Raw genomic sequence first — 16,228 nt, 5'->3', positions numbered from 1 at the left:
GGGCGGTCTGTTCGTCTGTCCGTGCGTGATGCCCCAGCATACCCGAACTGCGCGGCCTTGCGAGCCCGTGCCTCAGCGGCTGCGCAGCCCCTGGGGGCGGTCGCTCGGGGCCTGCGGCGCGGCGTTCAGCCAGCCGGCCAGCAAACGGGTGGACAGCGGGATGAACAGGTACACCATCAAGGGGGTCAGGGCCAGGGTGCTGAGCAGCACGCGGGGCAGTAGTTCCAGCGCTGCCAGCCAGTGGCCGAACAGCAAGTTGAACAGCAGCGAGACCGGGAAGAACGCCAGCCAGATGGCCGTGGCCTGTTTCCAGCGTGGCGGTTTTTGCACCGTATTGGTGCCGAACCAGTCGTCGATGCCGCTCACACGCCTCTCTTTGGGGCGTTCGAACAGGCCGTCGCCGCGCTCCAGCCAGGTCCGGCGCGAGGCGGAGTGCTCCCAGGCGTGCAAGGTCTGCTCGTCGGTGAAGCGGAAGATGATCTGGAATTCATCGCCCTCGGCCGGCGGCGCGAGGATGCCCGAGCCCAGGTAACCGGGGAAGTCGGTGGCCAGCTGCTCGCCTTCGTGCAGCCAGGCCAGCAGGTCCTGGTAGCGGCCACAGGCGGCGCGGCGCGACACCATCAAGGTGACGGGTGGGGTAGACATCGTGTATCTCCTGGCGACGGGGCTGGCGGGTAGCCGGCCCCTTGGCATGCGGCCCGGGGTGGTGGGCGGCGCAGGCGTGCTTGCAAGAATCGGGCGCAAATTATGCGCGAACACGCATGACCGGTCAGTTTCAGCGGCTGGACGGTCGTCAGAAGGCGGCAGGGGCCTGGGCGTGCAGCTCGGGGTGAGCCTGGCGGTGGGCCTGCAGGATGTATTCGCGCAGGCGTTCGATTTCTTCGGCCGGGCTATGTGACAGGTCATAGGCGGCCAGGCGCGGGCCGATGCGTCGGCGCAGCACGCCGTGCAGGCCGATCGGCGGGATATCCGCGGCGGCGAAGCGCAGCTTGAAGCGGGACGGCGCCTCGCGCTGGCCACGGACTTCCAGCAGCACGCCCTTGAACGAGATGTCCCGCACCCACAGGTCGCTGGCCTGGCCATGGTCGTCGAGCAGGGCGCTCGGCCGCTCCAGCGACAAGCGCCAGGGCCGCAGCATGGGGCCGTCCTCGTAGATGTCCGGCGAGCCCAGTTGCAGGTGCAGGGCGTGGAATTCATCCTCGACCAGTTGCAGAGGGAAGCTTAACTGCTGGTTGTTGAAGCTGGCCTGCAGGGTCACCTGCTCGTTGGCCACCAGGCGGGTGAGCAGGTCCTTCAGACGACGGTCGCCATTGACCAGCAGGCTCGACATGGGGTCGGCCAGGTTCAGCTGGGGCGAATGCTGCATGTCCTGGATGAAATCCAGTTCGTCCTGGGAGAGTAGGGCGTCTGCTTGCATGGTCGAACTCGAAGGGGCGATCGGTAAGGGCGATTTCTTCACGGTGGTGGACAGTGGGCAATACGCTTCGTTCCGGTCATTCGTCGGATAATCCTGAAGTGTGTGACTTCAGGCATAGGCGGCCTTTTGCCACTGTCGAGTGTTAGTATCCTACGTTTTCACTCAGTTTCGGAATCCTCACCCGATGAAAGTCGCCATTATTTCCGGTTCGGTATACGGCACCGCCGAAGAAGTCGCCCGTCACGCCGAGTCGCTGCTCAAGGCCGCCGGCCTTGAAGCCTGGCACGCCGCCCGCGCCACCCTGCAGGACATCGAGGGCTTCGCCCCGGATGCGCTGCTGGCGGTGACCTCGACCACTGGCATGGGTGAGCTGCCCGACAGCCTGATGCCGCTGTACAGCACCATTCGTGACGTGCTGCCGGCGACCTGGCGTGGTTTGCCGGGGGCGGTGATCGGCCTGGGCGACTCGAGCTATGGCGACACCTACTGCGGCGGCGGCGAGCAGATGCGCGAGCTGTTTGCCGAACTGGGGGTGAACGAGGTGCTGCCGATGCTGCGGCTCGATGCCAGCGAGACGGTGACGCCGGAGACCGATGCCGAGCCGTGGCTGGCGGAGTTTGTGGCTCTACTCAAAGGTTAAACGACCCCTGTAGGAGCGGCCTTGCCGAGGCGTCGGACCGGCCGGAAAGGGGCGCGAAGCGGCCCCTGGTTCTGAGCGTCTGCACATAAATTGCTGGGGCCGCTTCGCGGCCCTTTCGCGGCACAAGGCCGCTCCTACACGTTCGTGTCATTCGTTCTGTTCGCGCAACAACGCCAGCCACGCCTGCGCTGCCCGCGACAGGTAAGCCCCGCGCCGCCAGATGAAGGCGATATCCCAGCGCAGATGTTCCGGCGCCCGCAACGGCAAACGCACCACCCCGGACCGCTCCAGCGCCCGCGCGACGATCGCCGGCAGCAACACCACGCCTTGACCGGCCGCCACCAGCGCGGCGAGAAAGTCCGCCTGGCCGCTGCGTCCGCCTTCCCTGGGCGTGAAACCCTCCTGCTGGCAGGCACTGAGCAACCGATCATTCAACACGAAGCTGCGCTGGTACAGCAGGAACGGCGTGTCGGCCAGTTGCGCCAGGGCGACGTCGGCTTGCCCGGCCAGCGGGTGGCCGGCGGGCAGCAGTGCCTCCAGCGGCTCATTGCAAAAGGCTTGGTAATCGAACGCCGGATCGCTCGGCGTCAGGCTGCCGCCCAGTTCCAGCTCGCCGCTTCTCACCGCCTGCTCGACCATGCGGCTGCCGCCTTCGAGCAGTTGGATCGAGATGTTCGGATGCCGCCGCCGGTACTCGGCGAACAACCCGGCGAACAACGCGTCGCTGCCCAGCAGCGGCAGGCCCAGGCGCAGCTCGCCGCGGGCCATCTGGCTGAGGTCGTCCAGTTCGCTCTGCAGCTCCTGGCGCTGGCGCAACAGCGCCTCGCCCCGCTCCAGGACGATGCGCCCGGCGGCGGTCAGCAGCAATTGCGAACCCTGACGTTCCAGCAGGGGCTGGCCGATAGCCTGTTCCAGCTGGGCGACCTGCTTGCTCACCGCCGACTGGCTGATGTGCAGGGTGGTCGCCGCCTGGGTGAAGCCGCCCTTGTGAACGACCTCGATAAAACTGCGCAGCTGTTTGAATTCCATGATCGCTCGATTCCATTCTGGAATGGCTGTCAGTCTAACAATTCGCTTTTGGCCTAGGTGCGCGACTTCTACAATGGGCACGTTGTCGAGGAACCCCGCCATGAATCCTGAATTGCTGAAGAAAACCCTGCGCCTGCTCGCCGAGCTGACGGTGTTGCTGGGCCTGTTCCTGATCGGTGGCCAGCTGGCCGCCTGGCTGGCCTGGCCGATCCCCGCCGGGGTGATGGGCCTGGCGCTGCTGCTGGTGCTGTTCGCGACCGGCGTGCTCAAGCCGGCCACCCTGCAACTGGGCGCCGGCTGGCTGATGGCCGAGATGTTGCTGTTCTTCATCCCGGCGCTGATGAGCCTGCTGGACTACGGCAGCCTGCTGCGCAGCGAAGGCTGGCGCATCTTGCTGGTGATCGCCCTGAGCACGCTGCTGGTTATGGTCGTTACCGCGCTGACCGTGGAACTGGTGTGCCGCTGGAGGTTGCGCCATGAGCCTTGAACCCATGCCGCTGTTCTGGCTGGCGCTGACCCTGGGCGCCTACCTGGGCAGCCGCTGGCTGTACCGGCGCAGCGGGCGCTACCTGCTGTCGCCGCTGATTCTGGTGCCGGCGCTGCTGCTGGCGGTGGCCGTGCCGCTGCACACCGCCTACGCCGAATATGCCCGCAACACCCACTGGCTGATGGGCGTGCTGGGCCCGGTCACCGTCGCCTTCGCGGTGCCGATCTGGCAGCAGCGGGCACTGCTGGCGCGCCACTGGCCGGCGCTGCTGGTGGGCATGCTGGCCGGCAGTGTGGCCTCGATCGGCAGTTCCTGGGCGCTGGCGCACCTGCTGGCGCTGGACGATGCGGTCAGCCTGTCGCTGCTGCCGCGCTCGATCACCACGCCGTTTGCCATGCCGGTGGCCCAGGACCTGGGCGGCGTGCCGGAACTGACGGCGGTGTTCGTGATGTTCACCGGCGTGCTCGGGGCGATGTTCGGCGGCATCCTGCTGCGCTGGCTGCCACTGCGCACGCCGTTGGCGCGGGGCGCGCTGTTCGGCGTCGGCGCCCATGGCGCGGGCGTCAGCCGGGCCCAGGAGGTCGGCCGCGAGGAGGGCTCGGTGGCCGGCCTGGTCATGGTCCTGACCGGGCTGCTCAACCTGCTCGCGGCGCCGCTTTTGATGAAGCTGATCTGACCGTTCGTGCCACTGACTCGCACGGTCATCAGGCTGGCTGCCAAGGCGACTTATCACCTTCGTATAGGCTTCTAGACTGAGCCTCGACATAGAGAGCACATGTATGTGCCGAGGTGACATGCAATGAACGCAGCCTTGCCCTCTTCCGACACTTATCCACCGGGACGACCGTGATGCCACTGGCCGAGATTCCATTGTGCGTCTGGCGCACCCGGAGCCAGGGTTTCACCTTCCGGGGCCAGAGCATCCGCTACTGGACGGCAGGGCAAGGAGAGCCCCTGCTATTGCTTCACGGTTTCCCCACGGCCAGCTGGGATTGGCACTACCTGTGGGCACCCCTGACCCAGCGTTTTCGCGTGGTGGCCTGCGACATGCTCGGCTTCGGCGACTCGGCCAAGCCCGCGGACCACGACTACAGCCTGCTCGAGCAGGCCGACCTGCAGCAGGCGTTGCTGGCGCACCTGCACATCGACCAGCCGGTGCACCTGCTGGCCCATGACTACGGCGGCAGTGTCGCCCAGGAGCTGCTGGCCAGGCACCATGAACAGCGGCTGGAGGTGGCCAGTTGCGTGTTCCTCAACAGTGGGCTGTTCCCCGAGAGTTGCCGCGTGCTGCTGGTGCAAAAGCTGCTGCTCAGCCGCCTGGGCTGGCTGGTCGGGCGCTCGTTCGGGCGCGACGACCTGGTGCGCAACGTCACCCAGGTCTACGGCCCCTGCACCCACCCCAGCGAAAGCGCCCTGGACGACTACTGGAGCCTGATCGCCTCCAACCGCGGCCCACGCATCCTGCACCGGCTCATCAGCTTCCTGCCCGAGCGCAGGGCCCAGCGCGAACGCTGGGTCGCGGCGCTGCAACGCCCGGGCGTGCCGCTGCGCTTCATCAATGGCGCGGTGGATCCTTTGTCCGGCGCGCACATGGTCGAACGCTACCGCGAACTGGTGCCGGAGCCCGACACCGTGGTGCTGCAGGGCATCGGCCATTACCCGCACACCGAGGCGCCGGTGCAGGTGCTGCGCCACTACCTGGCCTTTCGTGAGCAACCGATGAGCTATGTGCCGCTGAAGGTCGCCTGGTCCTGACCGGGCGATCATCGCCGGGCGTTATCGGGCGGCATTCGCCACGGTGCGCTTGATTGCCCGGCCCCGGCGGCTGGCGGAGACTGCGTTGCATCCCTTCATTGCCAGGAGCCTTGAGCATGAGCGAACCAGTACGTCTGCAGGATCGAGTGGTGATCGTCACGGGGGCCGGTGGCGGCCTGGGCCGGGCCCATGCGCTGCTGTTCGCCGCGCGCGGCGCGCACGTGGTGGTCAACGACCTGGGCGGGTCGACCCACGGCGAAGGCGCCAACGCAACGGCGGCCGACCGCGTGGTGGAGGAGATCCGCGCCGCGGGCGGTTCGGCGATCGCCAACCATGACTCGGTCACCGACGGCGCACGTATCGTTGAACAGGCCCTGGACACCTTTGGCCGCGTCGATGTGCTGGTCAACAACGCCGGCATCCTGCGCGACAAGACCTTCCACAAGATGGAGGACAGCGACTGGGAGCTGGTCTATCGCGTGCACGTCGAGGGCGCCTACAAGGTTACCCACGCCGCCTGGCCGCACCTGCGGGCGCAGAACTGGGGGCGGGTGATCTTCACCTCGTCCACTTCGGGCATCTACGGCAACTTCGGCCAGGCCAACTACGGCATGGCCAAGCTCGGCCTTTACGGGCTGACCCGCACCTTGGCCATCGAAGGCCGCAAGCACGGCATCCTGGTCAACGCCATCGCCCCGACCGGCGGCACGCGCATGACCGAGGGGCTGATCCCGCCGCAGGTGTTCGAGCGGCTGCAACCCGAGCTGATCAGCCCGCTGGTGGTGTACCTGGGCAGCGATCAGTGCCAGGACAGCGGCGAGCTGTTCGAGGTGGGCGGCGGCTGGGTCGGCAAGGTGCGCTGGGAGCGCAGCCAGGGCGTGGGGTTCGACCCGCGGGAAGGGTTCACGCCCGAGCAGGTGGCGGACAACTGGGCGCGGATTGGCGACTTCGAGGGTGCCGGGCATCCGCAGGACAGCCTGCAGGCGTTGCAGCAGATGATGGCGAACCTGCAAAAGCATCCGTTGGGTTGAGGCGCGCGTGTCACGGCATGGTCGGATTTGCGTGGGGGCTGGCATGCGTGCGAGCTGGCTTGCGAGCGGGGTATGCGTGGGAGCGGGCTTGCCCCGCGATGAGGCCGGTCCAGGCAACGGCGCCACATGGCACGGGCTTCGCCCGTGATCGCGGGGCAAGCCCGCTCCCACGCAGCCTCGCTCGCATACCCGCTCGTACGCAGCCCGTACCAAGCCCGCTCTCAACCAGCCCATTCCCACCAGATTTTGCCAAGCGATTCTTGCACAAATAAAAAAGGCCGCTGCAATCGCAGCGGCCAATCGAGACGTTAGATCAAGGAGCTTCAAAATCAACGTCGGTGAACCTGAGCGGGCGCGAAAGGCGGGGGGGAGAGCCCTTCGTGCCGGCCAGTGAGATCAGAATAAGCGCTTGAACCCGTGGGAAAAATAGCCGCTTATGACATTCACCTTTACGTTTCGGGTAAAAGTGCAAGGCGAACTATAGCCAGCCTGTGCAGTGAAAATCCGTAATGCTTTGTAAGCCCTTTCACTGATCCGCGCCGTATCCCATCCGCCAGCTGGTGGCCTGGGTGGCGGCGAGCAGGCGTCGGGCGGCCGGGCCGTGCTCGTCGGCATGGAAGATCGAGGTCGGCCCGACCACGGTCATCACCGCGGCGACCTGGCCCATGGCGTTGAACACCGGCGCGGACAGCGCATCCACCCCCGGCATCAGCAACCCGTGCACATGGTGCAGGCCGCGCTGGCGGATCTGCTCCAGCAGGGGCGCATAGTCGTCCGCCTTCTGGCCGAGCGAGGCCAGCTCCTGGTCGCGCAGCTCCACGGTCTCCCGTTCGGGCAGATGCGCAGCGAACACCAGCCCGGTGGACGAACTCAGCAACGGCAGCACCGAGCCGATCTGGGTCACCACGGTCACCGCCCGCACCGCCGGTTCGATACTCACCACGGTCGCGCCCTGGTTGCCCCACACGGCGATGAAGCAGCTTTCGTTGAGCTCGTCGCGCAGCTGCGACAGCGGCAGCGCCGCGACCTTCAGCACATCGATGCTGCCCAGGGCCGCCATGCCTACCCGCAACGCCTCGCGCCCGAGCCCGTAGTGGTTGGTGGCCGGGTCCTGCTCGGCGAAGCCGCTGGCGATCAGTGCCTGCAGGTAGCGGTGCACCTTGCTCGCTGGCATCTCGACATGCTCGGCCAGGCGTGACAGCGAGGTGGAGGGGGAGAGTTCGGCCAGGGCCTTGAGGATGTCGGTGCCGACTTCCGCCGAGCGGACCTTCTGTTTGCCGTTGTCGGCACTGCTGCTGGCTTTGGCCATGGGGGGCTTCTATGCAGATTTCATGGAGTGGCGCCTTTATAGCTTGACGCCTGCGCGCGGGCAAATTACGTTATTCGTAATCTGATTACGATAAAAACAATGCAGACGCGCTGCCGCCCTTGGTGCCGGTTTCAGGATCGGGCCCGCAGCCAGCTGCCCGCAATGGCTCCCAGCAGCCTGGAGGCACCGATGACCCGCGACACTTCCCCTGAACTCGAGTACCTGAGCGGCTTCGGCAACGAATTCGCCAGCGAAGCCTTGCCCGGCGCCCTGCCGGTCGGGCAGAACTCGCCGCAGAAGGCACCCTACGGGCTGTACGCCGAGCTGCTGTCGGGCACTGCCTTCACCATGACCCGCAGCGAACTGCGCCGTACCTGGCTGTACCGCATTCGCCCGTCGGCGCTGCACCCTCGCTTCGAGCGCCTGGAGCGCCAACCGCTGACCGGCGCGCTGGGCGCCATCAACCCCAATCGCCTGCGTTGGAGCCCCCAGCCGATCCCGTCCGAACCGACCGACTTCATTGACGGTTGGGTGCCCATGGTGGCCAACTCGGCATCGGAAAAGCCGGCTGGCGTGAGCATCTACATCTACCGCGCCAACCGTTCCATGGAGCGGGTGTTCTTCAATGCCGACGGCGAGCTGCTGCTGGTGCCCGAGCAAGGCCGCCTGCGCATCGCCACCGAGCTGGGCGTGCTCGTGGTCGAGCCGCTGGAGATCGCGGTGATCCCACGGGGCATGAAGTTCCGGGTCGAACTGCTCGATGCCCAGGCCCGTGGCTACATCGCCGAGAACCACGGTGCGCCGCTGCGCATTCCGGACCTCGGCCCGATCGGCAGCAACGGCCTGGCCAACCCGCGTGACTTCCTTACCCCGGTCGCCCATTACGAAGAAAGCACCGGCCCGGTGCAGCTGGTGCAGAAGTTCCTCGGCGAACACTGGGCCTGCGAGCTGCAGCATTCGCCGCTGGACGTGGTTGCCTGGCACGGCAGCAACGTGCCGTACAAGTATGACCTGCGCCGCTTCAACACCATCGGCACGGTCAGTTTCGACCACCCCGATCCGTCGATCTTCACCGTGCTGACCTCGCCCACCAGCGTGCATGGCATGGCCAACATGGACTTCGTGATCTTCCCGCCGCGCTGGATGGTGGCCGAGAACACCTTCCGTCCACCATGGTTCCACCGCAACCTGATGAACGAGTTCATGGGTCTGATCCATGGCGCCTACGACGCCAAGGCCGAAGGCTTCCTGCCCGGCGGCGCCTCGCTGCACGGGGTGATGAGTGCCCACGGCCCGGACGCCGAGACCTGCGACAAGGCCATCTCGGTCGACCTGGCGCCGCACAAGATCGACAACACCATGGCCTTCATGTTCGAGACCAGCCAGGTGCTGCGTCCGAGCCGCCAGGCCCTCGAAAGCCCGCAGTTGCAGGCCGACTACGATAGTTGCTGGGCCACCTTGCCGAGCACCTTCAACCCGAACCGGAGGTAACCGATGAACCACACCGCCATTGCCCGCAGCTGGGTCGAGCACGCCAACGGGCACCGCGACTTCCCGCTGCAGAACCTGCCCCTGGGCATCTTCAGCCGTCCAGGGCAGGCGCCACGTTGCGGCGTGGCCATCGGCGACGCGATCCTCGACCTCGAGGCCGTGCTGGCCGCCGGCCTGTTTGACGGTGCGGCCAAGGCCGCCGTCGAAGCCACCGCCGGCGGCGCGCTGAACGCTTTCTTCGCCCTCGGCCGGGCGGCCCGTGTGGCCTTGCGCGAGCGCCTGCTGGTACTGCTGGGCGAGGGCAGCGAGCACCAGGCCGCGCTGAAGGCCGCGCTGTACCCGGCCGGCGAATGCCAGCTGCACCTGCCGGCGAAGATCGGTGACTACACCGACTTCTATGTCGGCATCGAGCACGCCAAGAACGTTGGCAAGCTGTTCCGCCCGGACAACCCGCTGCTGCCCAACTACAAGCACGTGCCGATCGGCTACCACGGCCGCGCCTCGACCATCCGTGCCTCCGGCGCCGATGTGCGCCGTCCCAAGGGCCAGACCCTGCCGGCGGGCCAGACCGAGCCGAGCTTCGGCCCTTGCGCGCGCCTGGACTACGAGCTGGAACTGGGCATCTGGATCGGCCAAGGCAATGACATGGGCCAGCCGATCCCGGTGGGCGATGCCGCCGAGCACGTGGCCGGCTTCTGCCTGCTCAACGACTGGTCGGCGCGGGACATCCAGGCCTGGGAATACCAGCCGCTGGGCCCGTTCCTGTCCAAGAGCTTCATCACCACGGTGTCGCCATGGGTCGTCACCGCCGAGGCCCTGGAACCGTTCCGTTGCGCCCAGCCGGCCCGTCCGGAGGGTGACCCGCAGCCGCTGTCGTACCTGCTGGACAAGCGCGACCAGGCCGCCGGCGCCTTCGACATCGAGCTGGAAGTGCTGCTGCTGACCGAGCGCATGCGCGAGCAGAACCTGCCGGCTCATCGCCTGACCCTGAGCAGCACCCGCAGCATGTACTGGACCGTGGCGCAGATGGTCGCCCACCACAGCGTCAACGGCTGCCAGCTGCAACCGGGCGACCTGTTCGGCTCGGGCACCCTGTCGGGCGCCGCGCCGGGGTCGTTCGGCAGCCTGCTGGAGATCACCGAAGGTGGCAAGCACCCGGTGGAACTGGCCAGTGGCGAGGTGCGCAAGTTCCTCGAGGACGGCGACGAGATCATCCTGCGCGCCCGTTGCGTGCGCGAGGGCGTGGCCAGCATCGGCTTCGGCGAGTGCCGCGGCACCATCGTCGCGGCCAACTGAGGGGCAGGGCGATGGAACTGTTCACCTACTACCGCTCCACCTCGTCGTTTCGGGTACGCATTGCCCTGGCGCTCAAGGGCCTGGATTACCAGGCCTTGCCTGTGAACCTGCTCAAGGGCGAGCAGCGCGGCGCGGACTATCTGGCGCTCAACCCCCAGGGCCGGGTGCCGGCCCTGCGCCTGGAGAGCGGCGAGCTGCTGGTGCAGTCGCCGGCGATCATCGAGTACCTGGAGGAAGCCTTCCCCGAAACGCCACTGCTGCCCCGTGGACCTGAAGCCCGGGCCAGGGTGCGCGGCGTGGCGGCGATCATCGGTTGCGATATCCACCCATTGCACAACGTCAGCGTGCTCAACCAGCTGCGTCAGCTGGGGCACGAAGAGGCCCAGGTCAACCAGTGGATCGGCCACTGGATCAGCCAGGGGCTGGCGGCGGTCGAGCAATTGATCGGCGATGAGGGCTTCTGCTTCGGGGCGACGCCGGGCCTGGCCGACGTCTACCTGATCCCGCAGCTGTACGCGGCCGAGCGCTTCAACATCGACCTTGGTGGTTACCCGCGCATTCGCCGGGTGGCCGCCCTGGCCGAGCAGCACTCGGCCTTCCTCCAGGCCCACCCGGCGAGGCAGCCCGACACGCCCGACTGACCACCAACTCATTTTGTTGGCAGGGGCACTGTGGGAGCGGGTTTACCCGCGAATGCAATGGTGAGGCCACCGACGCTTTCGCGGGTAAACCCGCTCCCACAGGTACTGCTTCAGCCCGCAGGAGCTAGCTCCTGCAACGACCATCGCGATCCCGTGGCATAACAATAAAAGACAGGTAACTTGCGATGCACAACCAGATAGCCAGCTTTCGCGCGGCGCTCGACGCGCGCCCGGTGTCACCCTACCAGTGGCGCCTGCTGCTGCTGTTGATCCTGCTGTTGGTCACCGATGGTTATGACGCCCAGGTGCTGGGCTATGTGATTCCCGCGCTGGCCCAGGACTGGGGCCTGGAAAAGGCCGCCTTCGGGCCGGTGTTCAGCGCCAACCTGCTGGGCCTGACGGTCGGCTCGCTGGCGGTTACGCCACTGGCCGACCGCTTCGGTGTGCGTCGGGTGCTGCTGTGCTGCGTGCTGCTGTACGCCAGCCTGACGGTGCTGATGGTGTTTGCCACCTCGCTCGACAGCCTGATGCTGGCGCGTTTTCTCTGCGGCATCGGCATGGGCGGCGCCATGCCCAGCGCCATGGCGCTGATGGCCGACTACGCGCCGCCTCGACTGCGCACCCTGATGGTGACCCTGGCGGCCTGCGGCTTTTCCCTGGGCGGAGCGGCGGGTGGTTTCGTCGCTGCGGGCTTCATCGACCATTACGGCTGGCAGGCGGTGTTTCTCGCCGGTGGCGTGGCGCCGCTGCTGTTGTTCCCGTTCCTGGCCTTGTACCTGCCCGAGTCGCTGCCGCGCCTGCTGCGCGATGCGCCGCCGTATGCCCGGTTGCAAAGGATTGCCACCCGCCTGCTGCCGGGCTGGCAGGTGCCGGCGGCACAGGTCGCCACCGATGAGCCAGCGGACAGCAAGCTCACCATGGTCGCGTTGTTCCGCGACGGTTTCGCCCGGCCGACCTTGCTGCTGTGGGGCACCTTCTTCGTCAGCCTGATCCTGCTGTATTTCATGATCAGCTGGCTGCCGTCGCTGCTGCAGGAAAGCGGCCTGGCGCTGAACCAGGCCAACCTGGTCACTTCGCTGTTCCTGTTCGCCGGCACATTCGGCGCGGTGTGCCTGGCGTGGTGCGCCGACCGTATGAAGAACAAGGCCCACCTGTTGGCCGGCGTATTGCTGGGGGCGGCAGTTTTCAGCGTGCTGGTCGGCCTCAACCACGACGACCCGCGCTGGCTGGTGCCCAGCGTGTTCGCCGCAGGCTTCTGCATCATCGGTGGCCAGCTGACGCTCAATGCCTTCGTCAGCAACTTCTACCCGGCCCAGGTGCGCGCCACAGGCACCGGCTGGGCCCTGGGCGTCGGGCGCTTCGGCTCGATCCTTGGACCGCTTATCGGTAGCTTGCTGCTGACCCTGCACATGCCGGTGGAGCAGATCTTCTTCTTCTGCGCCATCCCGGCATTGCTTGGGGCGCTGCTGGTCAGCCAGGTGCGGGCGCCACGGCCACGTGAAGTGGCGCCCAAGGCTGAAGCGCTAGTGGATTGAGCGCTTGCCGCTGGGCAACTGGCCGATGCGTTCGCTGAGTTTCAGGCGTTGCAGCGGGTCGTCGGTCAGCAGCAGGGCGTGTTCCAGGTCGAAGCGTTCGGCCTGGGGGCAGTCCAGATGCTGGTACAGCGTGGCGCGGGCCAGGTAGTCGTTGACCTGCACCGGACCCAGTTGCATGACCCGTTCGGCATCGACCAGCGCGGCCAGGTCGTTGTCGTTACTGCTGTGCAACTGGCGCAGGTTGCGCGACAGGCGCTGGAGCATCTGCATCGGCGAGGCGCTGCGCAGGTGTTCGGCGGTCAGCGGCATCTGCGGGCCGAACTGGCGGGCGAGCAGTTCGCGGCAGTCGTTGGGGTAGAGGCGACGACCGCCGCAGGGGTCGAGCAGGTGATCGGCGCCGGGCACGCGCAGCAGGAAGTGGCCGGGGAAATTGACGCCTTCCAAGGGAATCGACAGGCGGCGGGCCAGCTCCAGGGCGAGAATGGCCAACAGCAACGGCTGGCCGCGGCGGCGCTGCAGCACTTTGTCCATCAGGGCCGCCTGCGGTCGCAGCGGGTGGTACTCGTCCTGCTGGTAACCCAGGGCGTTGAGCTGGCGCAGCAAGGGCTGGGCCAGCTCGTTGAGCGGCAGCATCGGCAGGTTGGTGCTGACGTCGCGTTGCAGTTCGTGTAGCCGGGCCAGGCCGGCCGCGGGCTCGACGTTGCGGTCATGCTCGGCGGCGATCCACAGGGTGGCCTCCAGCAGGGCGACCGGCTCGCGTTCCAGGCAGGCCAGGCAGGCTTGGCGTGGGTTCATGGGACCTCTCCATCACGCTTAACTTGTAGCCCTGGCGCGGCTTTTCGTCCAGTGGTCCGCCCGTGCGGTGTCCGGCCTCGACCTGTTTATACTGGTAGGAGCACCTCGTTGGGGAGCCCGTCCATGTTCGAGCTCATGCAAAGCACCCGCGCCCAGTCACTGCACCTGTTCATCGACCCACCCACGGGCCTGAAGGCCGTGGTGGTGATTCACAGCGAACAGCTGGGACCGGCCATGGGCGGCTGCCGCTACCTGCCCTATGCCGACGACGAGAGCGCCATGACCGACGCCATCCGCCTGGCCCAGGGCATGAGCTACAAGGCGGCCCTGGCCGGGCTGCCGATGGGCGGTGGCAAGGCGGTGATCGTGCGCAACCCGCACGTGGAAAACCGCGCGGCGCTGTTCGAGGCCTTCGGCCGCTTTGTCGACAGCCTCCAGGGACGCTTCATCACCGCAGTGGACAGCGGCACCTCGACCCTCGACATGGACTGCATCGCCCAGTCTACCCGCTACGTGACCAGCACCACCGCCTCGGGCGACCCGTCGCCCCACGCGGCCATGGGCGTGTTCGCTGGCATCCGCGCCACCTCCATGGCCCGGTTGGGCAGCGATAACCTGGAGGGCCTGCGGGTGGCGGTGCAGGGCCTGGGCAACGTGGGCTATGCCCTGGCCGAGCAACTGCATGCGGCGGGCGCCGAGTTGCTGGTCAGCGACCTGGACCCAGGCAAGGTGCGCCTGGCGGTGGAGCAGTTCAGTGCCCAACCGGTGGCCCATGAGGCCTTGATCAGCACCCCGTGCGACATCTTCGCCCCCTGTGGCGTGGGGCCGGTGCTCAACAGGCAGAGTGTGATGCAGTTGCGCTGCGCGGCGGTGGCGGGGTCGGCGAACAACCAGCTGACCACCTTGGAGGTGGCCGACCAGTTGGAGAATCGGGGGATCCTGTATGCACCTGACTACGTGATCAATGCGGGCGGGTTGATCTATGTGGCGTTGACCCATCGTGGGGAAGCCGCGGGCACCATAACCGCGCACCTGGCGCGAATTCCCACGCGGCTGACCGAGGTGTTCGCCCATGCCCAGGCGGAGAAACGCTCGCCGGCAAGGGTGGCGCAGACATTGGCGGAGCGGTTGCTGTATGGCTGAGGCTCAGACTGGCCGCTTGTGGTGAAGATCGTTCCTCAATACCATCGAAAGGACCTCCGTCTTATTGCGCAGGGCGACTCCGAGCGGTCGTCATCTGTGATGTTTCCAGGTAGACATGAACCCATTACCCACCCTTATCCGCGAAACCTTCCCCGTCGGCCCTTTGCAGTGCAACTGCACCCTGATCGGCGACCCGCTGAGCAAGAAGGCCATCGTCGTCGATCCGGGCGGAGACGAGCAGAAGATCCTCGCCCGCCTGCAGCACCATGGCCTGACCCTGGTGAGCATCATCCACACCCATGCCCACTTCGACCATTTCCTCGCCTCGGGCAAGCTCAAGGAGCTGACCGGTGCCACGCTGCACCTGCACAAGGCCGACCAGCCGCTGTGGGAAAACCTGGAAATGCAGTGCCAGATGTTCGGCATGCCCTACACCCCGGTGCCGTCGCCGGATCGCTGGCTGAGCGATGACGAGGAGCTGGCCTGCGGCTGCGGCGTGGCGCTGCACACCCCAGGGCATACGCCGGGCTCGATGAGTTTCTGGTTCGCCGAGCACAAGCTGCTGATCGCCGGCGATACCCTGTTCCGCCGTGGTGTCGGGCGCACCGATTTGTGGGGTGGCGATCAGCGGGCTATCGTTCGTTCCATCAAGGAACGGCTGTACCGCCTGGATGAGGAAGCCATCGTGGTGACCGGTCATGGCCCGGACACCCGCCTCGGCGACGAGATGCGCGAGAATCCGTTCGTGCGCGCCTGAGGTTTCATGGAATTTTTCCGCTGCGCTGCAATCCAAGGCTGGCATAGATCCGTAGGCGATCCGCTGCACTTTTGAATTTCAGTAGGAGCTTGTCCATGTTCACCATGCGTCGTCTGATTATCGTCGCTACCGCCGCCGCCCTGATGTCCGGTTGTGCCAGCCCCAACCCGTATGACAACCAGGGCCAGGCGCAGGGCTCCACAGGGATGAGCAAGACCGCCAAGTACGGTGGCCTGGGCGCGCTGGCCGGCGCCATCGCCGGTGCCGCCATCGATCACAACAACCGCGGCAAGGGCGCGCTGATCGGCGCCGCCGCGGTGGGCGCCGCCGCCGCCGGCTACGGCTACTACGCCGACAAGCAGGAAGCCGAGCTGCGGGCCAAGATGGCCAACACCGGCGTCGAGGTGCAGCGCCAGGGCGACCAGATCAAGCTGATCATGCCGGGCAACATCACCTTCGCCACCGATTCGGCGAACATTTCCCCGAGCTTCTACTCGCCGCTGAACAACCTGGCCAACTCGTTCAAGCAGTTCAACCAGAACACCATCGAGGTGGTGGGCTTCACCGACAGCACCGGCAGCCGCCAGCACAACATGGACCTGTCGCAGCGCCGTGCCCAGGCGGTCAGCACCTACCTGACTTCCCAGGGCGTGGACTCGTCGCGGGTCAGCGTGCGTGGCATGGGGCCGGACCAGCCGATCGCCAGCAACGCCGACGCCAATGGCCGTGCGCAGAACCGCCGGGTCGAGGTCAACCTGAAGCCGATCCCGGGTCAGCAGTATGACCAGCAGGGGACTGTGCAGCAGTATCCGTAAGTTATAGTTCTGAACTGATGGGGCTGCTTCGCGGCCCTTCGCGGGTAAACCCGCTCCCACAGGGTTTGTGCATGACTTTGGCCTTGC

General features: G+C 66.6%; 17 protein-coding genes. 12 read left to right on the top strand and 5 right to left on the bottom strand.

Annotated elements, in window-relative coordinates:
- Positions 1 to 72 precede the first annotated feature (72 nt).
- Positions 73 to 645, bottom strand: coding sequence for an antibiotic biosynthesis monooxygenase (locus tag PRtIB026_RS25475; protein ID WP_203650577.1), 573 nt, complete (start codon positions 643 to 645; stop codon positions 73 to 75).
- 148 nt (positions 646 to 793) lie between these two features.
- Positions 794 to 1,417 (bottom strand): hypothetical protein, encoded by a 624-nt coding sequence (locus tag PRtIB026_RS25470; RefSeq protein ID WP_203650579.1) that lies wholly within the window; start codon positions 1,415 to 1,417, stop codon positions 794 to 796.
- A gap of 184 nt (positions 1,418 to 1,601) precedes the next feature.
- Here PRtIB026_RS25470 and PRtIB026_RS25465 point away from each other — a divergent pair, with 184 nt between their 5' ends.
- Positions 1,602 to 2,057, top strand: a complete 456-nt coding sequence (locus tag PRtIB026_RS25465; RefSeq protein WP_203650581.1) for a flavodoxin — start codon at positions 1,602 to 1,604, stop codon at positions 2,055 to 2,057.
- A 147-nt stretch (positions 2,058 to 2,204) separates the two neighbouring features.
- On the opposite strand, the gene PRtIB026_RS25460 is transcribed toward PRtIB026_RS25465, so the two are convergent.
- Positions 2,205 to 3,086, bottom strand: a complete 882-nt coding sequence (locus tag PRtIB026_RS25460) for a LysR family transcriptional regulator (RefSeq protein ID WP_203650583.1) — start codon at positions 3,084 to 3,086, stop codon at positions 2,205 to 2,207.
- Between the two features lie 100 nt (positions 3,087 to 3,186).
- On the opposite strand from PRtIB026_RS25460, the gene PRtIB026_RS25455 reads away from it, so the two are divergent.
- The 4 genes from PRtIB026_RS25455 (at position 3,187) to PRtIB026_RS25440 (ending at position 6,359) form a co-directional block, all read left to right on the top strand.
- On the top strand, positions 3,187 to 3,573 hold the full coding sequence (locus tag PRtIB026_RS25455; RefSeq protein ID WP_203650585.1) for a CidA/LrgA family protein: 387 nt from the start codon (positions 3,187 to 3,189) through the stop codon (positions 3,571 to 3,573).
- Positions 3,563 to 4,249, top strand: a complete 687-nt coding sequence (locus PRtIB026_RS25450; protein WP_203650587.1) for an LrgB family protein — start codon at positions 3,563 to 3,565, stop codon at positions 4,247 to 4,249. The genes PRtIB026_RS25455 and PRtIB026_RS25450 overlap by 11 nt, the downstream gene beginning before the upstream one ends.
- A gap of 173 nt (positions 4,250 to 4,422) precedes the next feature.
- Positions 4,423 to 5,328: an alpha/beta fold hydrolase gene (locus PRtIB026_RS25445; protein ID WP_110736894.1), complete on the top strand. Its 906-nt coding sequence runs from the start codon at positions 4,423 to 4,425 to the stop codon at positions 5,326 to 5,328.
- Positions 5,329 to 5,444: 116 nt separating this feature from the next.
- Complete coding sequence (locus PRtIB026_RS25440) at positions 5,445 to 6,359, top strand: SDR family oxidoreductase (RefSeq protein WP_203650589.1); 915 nt, start codon at positions 5,445 to 5,447, stop codon at positions 6,357 to 6,359.
- 526 nt (positions 6,360 to 6,885) lie between these two features.
- On the opposite strand, the gene PRtIB026_RS25435 is transcribed toward PRtIB026_RS25440, so the two are convergent.
- Positions 6,886 to 7,668 carry an IclR family transcriptional regulator gene (locus PRtIB026_RS25435; protein WP_203650591.1) on the bottom strand — a complete coding sequence of 261 codons (783 nt, stop codon included), beginning with the start codon at positions 7,666 to 7,668 and terminating at the stop codon, positions 6,886 to 6,888.
- 189 nt (positions 7,669 to 7,857) lie between these two features.
- Here PRtIB026_RS25435 and hmgA point away from each other — a divergent pair, with 189 nt between their 5' ends.
- The 4 genes from hmgA to PRtIB026_RS25415 all read left to right on the top strand — a co-directional run bounded on the left by hmgA (position 7,858) and on the right by PRtIB026_RS25415 (position 12,631).
- Entirely contained in the window at positions 7,858 to 9,159 is a 1,302-nt protein-coding gene (hmgA, locus tag PRtIB026_RS25430) for a homogentisate 1,2-dioxygenase (RefSeq protein ID WP_203650594.1), read from the top strand.
- A 3-nt stretch (positions 9,160 to 9,162) separates the two neighbouring features.
- The gene (gene fahA / locus PRtIB026_RS25425) at positions 9,163 to 10,455 is read left to right on the top strand and encodes a fumarylacetoacetase (protein WP_203650596.1); all 1,293 of its coding nucleotides are present in this window, start codon (positions 9,163 to 9,165) and stop codon (positions 10,453 to 10,455) included.
- A gap of 11 nt (positions 10,456 to 10,466) precedes the next feature.
- Positions 10,467 to 11,096 carry a maleylacetoacetate isomerase gene (maiA, locus tag PRtIB026_RS25420; RefSeq protein WP_267813237.1) on the top strand — a complete coding sequence of 210 codons (630 nt, stop codon included), beginning with the start codon at positions 10,467 to 10,469 and terminating at the stop codon, positions 11,094 to 11,096.
- A 185-nt stretch (positions 11,097 to 11,281) separates the two neighbouring features.
- Entirely contained in the window at positions 11,282 to 12,631 is a 1,350-nt protein-coding gene (locus PRtIB026_RS25415; RefSeq protein WP_203650598.1) for an MFS transporter, read from the top strand.
- Here PRtIB026_RS25415 and PRtIB026_RS25410 read toward each other — a convergent pair.
- The gene (locus tag PRtIB026_RS25410; protein WP_203650600.1) at positions 12,620 to 13,426 is read right to left on the bottom strand and encodes a SirB1 family protein; all 807 of its coding nucleotides are present in this window, start codon (positions 13,424 to 13,426) and stop codon (positions 12,620 to 12,622) included. The two genes, PRtIB026_RS25415 and PRtIB026_RS25410, sit on opposite strands and share 12 nt — an antisense overlap.
- Positions 13,427 to 13,549: 123 nt before the next feature.
- Between PRtIB026_RS25410 and PRtIB026_RS25405 the strand changes: the two genes are divergently transcribed.
- The 3 genes from PRtIB026_RS25405 to PRtIB026_RS25395 all read left to right on the top strand — a co-directional run bounded on the left by PRtIB026_RS25405 (position 13,550) and on the right by PRtIB026_RS25395 (position 16,141).
- On the top strand, positions 13,550 to 14,569 hold the full coding sequence (locus tag PRtIB026_RS25405; RefSeq protein WP_203650602.1) for a Leu/Phe/Val dehydrogenase: 1,020 nt from the start codon (positions 13,550 to 13,552) through the stop codon (positions 14,567 to 14,569).
- Between the two features lie 115 nt (positions 14,570 to 14,684).
- On the top strand, positions 14,685 to 15,326 hold the full coding sequence (locus PRtIB026_RS25400; RefSeq protein WP_050706855.1) for an MBL fold metallo-hydrolase: 642 nt from the start codon (positions 14,685 to 14,687) through the stop codon (positions 15,324 to 15,326).
- 95 nt (positions 15,327 to 15,421) lie between these two features.
- Positions 15,422 to 16,141 carry an OmpA family protein gene (locus PRtIB026_RS25395; RefSeq protein WP_028689530.1) on the top strand — a complete coding sequence of 240 codons (720 nt, stop codon included), beginning with the start codon at positions 15,422 to 15,424 and terminating at the stop codon, positions 16,139 to 16,141.
- The last annotated feature ends 87 nt before the right edge of the window (positions 16,142 to 16,228 follow it).

Source organism: Pseudomonas sp. RtIB026 (genome assembly GCF_016861355.2).
Classification (GTDB): Bacteria; Pseudomonadota; Gammaproteobacteria; order Pseudomonadales; family Pseudomonadaceae; genus Aquipseudomonas; species Aquipseudomonas peradeniyensis.
The sequence above is the reverse complement of the archived record's forward strand: the minus strand, read 5'-3'. Positions and strand labels throughout refer to the sequence as shown.

Excerpts from the sequence above, each read along its gene's own strand:
- PRtIB026_RS25470 (WP_203650579.1), bottom strand. The coding sequence starts at position 1,417 with ATGCAAGCAGACGCCCTACTCTCCCAGGACGAACTGGATTTCATCCAG.
- PRtIB026_RS25465 (WP_203650581.1), top strand. The coding sequence starts at position 1,602 with ATGAAAGTCGCCATTATTTCCGGTTCGGTATACGGCACCGCCGAAGAA.
- PRtIB026_RS25445 (WP_110736894.1), top strand. The coding sequence starts at position 4,423 with ATGCCACTGGCCGAGATTCCATTGTGCGTCTGGCGCACCCGGAGCCAG.
- fahA (WP_203650596.1), top strand. The coding sequence starts at position 9,163 with ATGAACCACACCGCCATTGCCCGCAGCTGGGTCGAGCACGCCAACGGG.
- PRtIB026_RS25400 (WP_050706855.1), top strand. The coding sequence starts at position 14,685 with ATGAACCCATTACCCACCCTTATCCGCGAAACCTTCCCCGTCGGCCCT.
- PRtIB026_RS25395 (WP_028689530.1), top strand. The coding sequence starts at position 15,422 with ATGTTCACCATGCGTCGTCTGATTATCGTCGCTACCGCCGCCGCCCTG.
- PRtIB026_RS25475 (WP_203650577.1), bottom strand. The coding sequence starts at position 645 with ATGTCTACCCCACCCGTCACCTTGATGGTGTCGCGCCGCGCCGCCTGT.
- PRtIB026_RS25410 (WP_203650600.1), bottom strand. The coding sequence starts at position 13,426 with ATGAACCCACGCCAAGCCTGCCTGGCCTGCCTGGAACGCGAGCCGGTC.
- PRtIB026_RS25455 (WP_203650585.1), top strand. The coding sequence starts at position 3,187 with ATGAATCCTGAATTGCTGAAGAAAACCCTGCGCCTGCTCGCCGAGCTG.
- PRtIB026_RS25435 (WP_203650591.1), bottom strand. The coding sequence starts at position 7,668 with ATGGCCAAAGCCAGCAGCAGTGCCGACAACGGCAAACAGAAGGTCCGC.
- PRtIB026_RS25440 (WP_203650589.1), top strand. The coding sequence starts at position 5,445 with ATGAGCGAACCAGTACGTCTGCAGGATCGAGTGGTGATCGTCACGGGG.
- PRtIB026_RS25405 (WP_203650602.1), top strand. The coding sequence starts at position 13,550 with ATGTTCGAGCTCATGCAAAGCACCCGCGCCCAGTCACTGCACCTGTTC.
- PRtIB026_RS25460 (WP_203650583.1), bottom strand. The coding sequence starts at position 3,086 with ATGGAATTCAAACAGCTGCGCAGTTTTATCGAGGTCGTTCACAAGGGC.
- PRtIB026_RS25450 (WP_203650587.1), top strand. The coding sequence starts at position 3,563 with ATGAGCCTTGAACCCATGCCGCTGTTCTGGCTGGCGCTGACCCTGGGC.
- PRtIB026_RS25415 (WP_203650598.1), top strand. The coding sequence starts at position 11,282 with ATGCACAACCAGATAGCCAGCTTTCGCGCGGCGCTCGACGCGCGCCCG.
- maiA (WP_267813237.1), top strand. The coding sequence starts at position 10,467 with ATGGAACTGTTCACCTACTACCGCTCCACCTCGTCGTTTCGGGTACGC.
- hmgA (WP_203650594.1), top strand. The coding sequence starts at position 7,858 with ATGACCCGCGACACTTCCCCTGAACTCGAGTACCTGAGCGGCTTCGGC.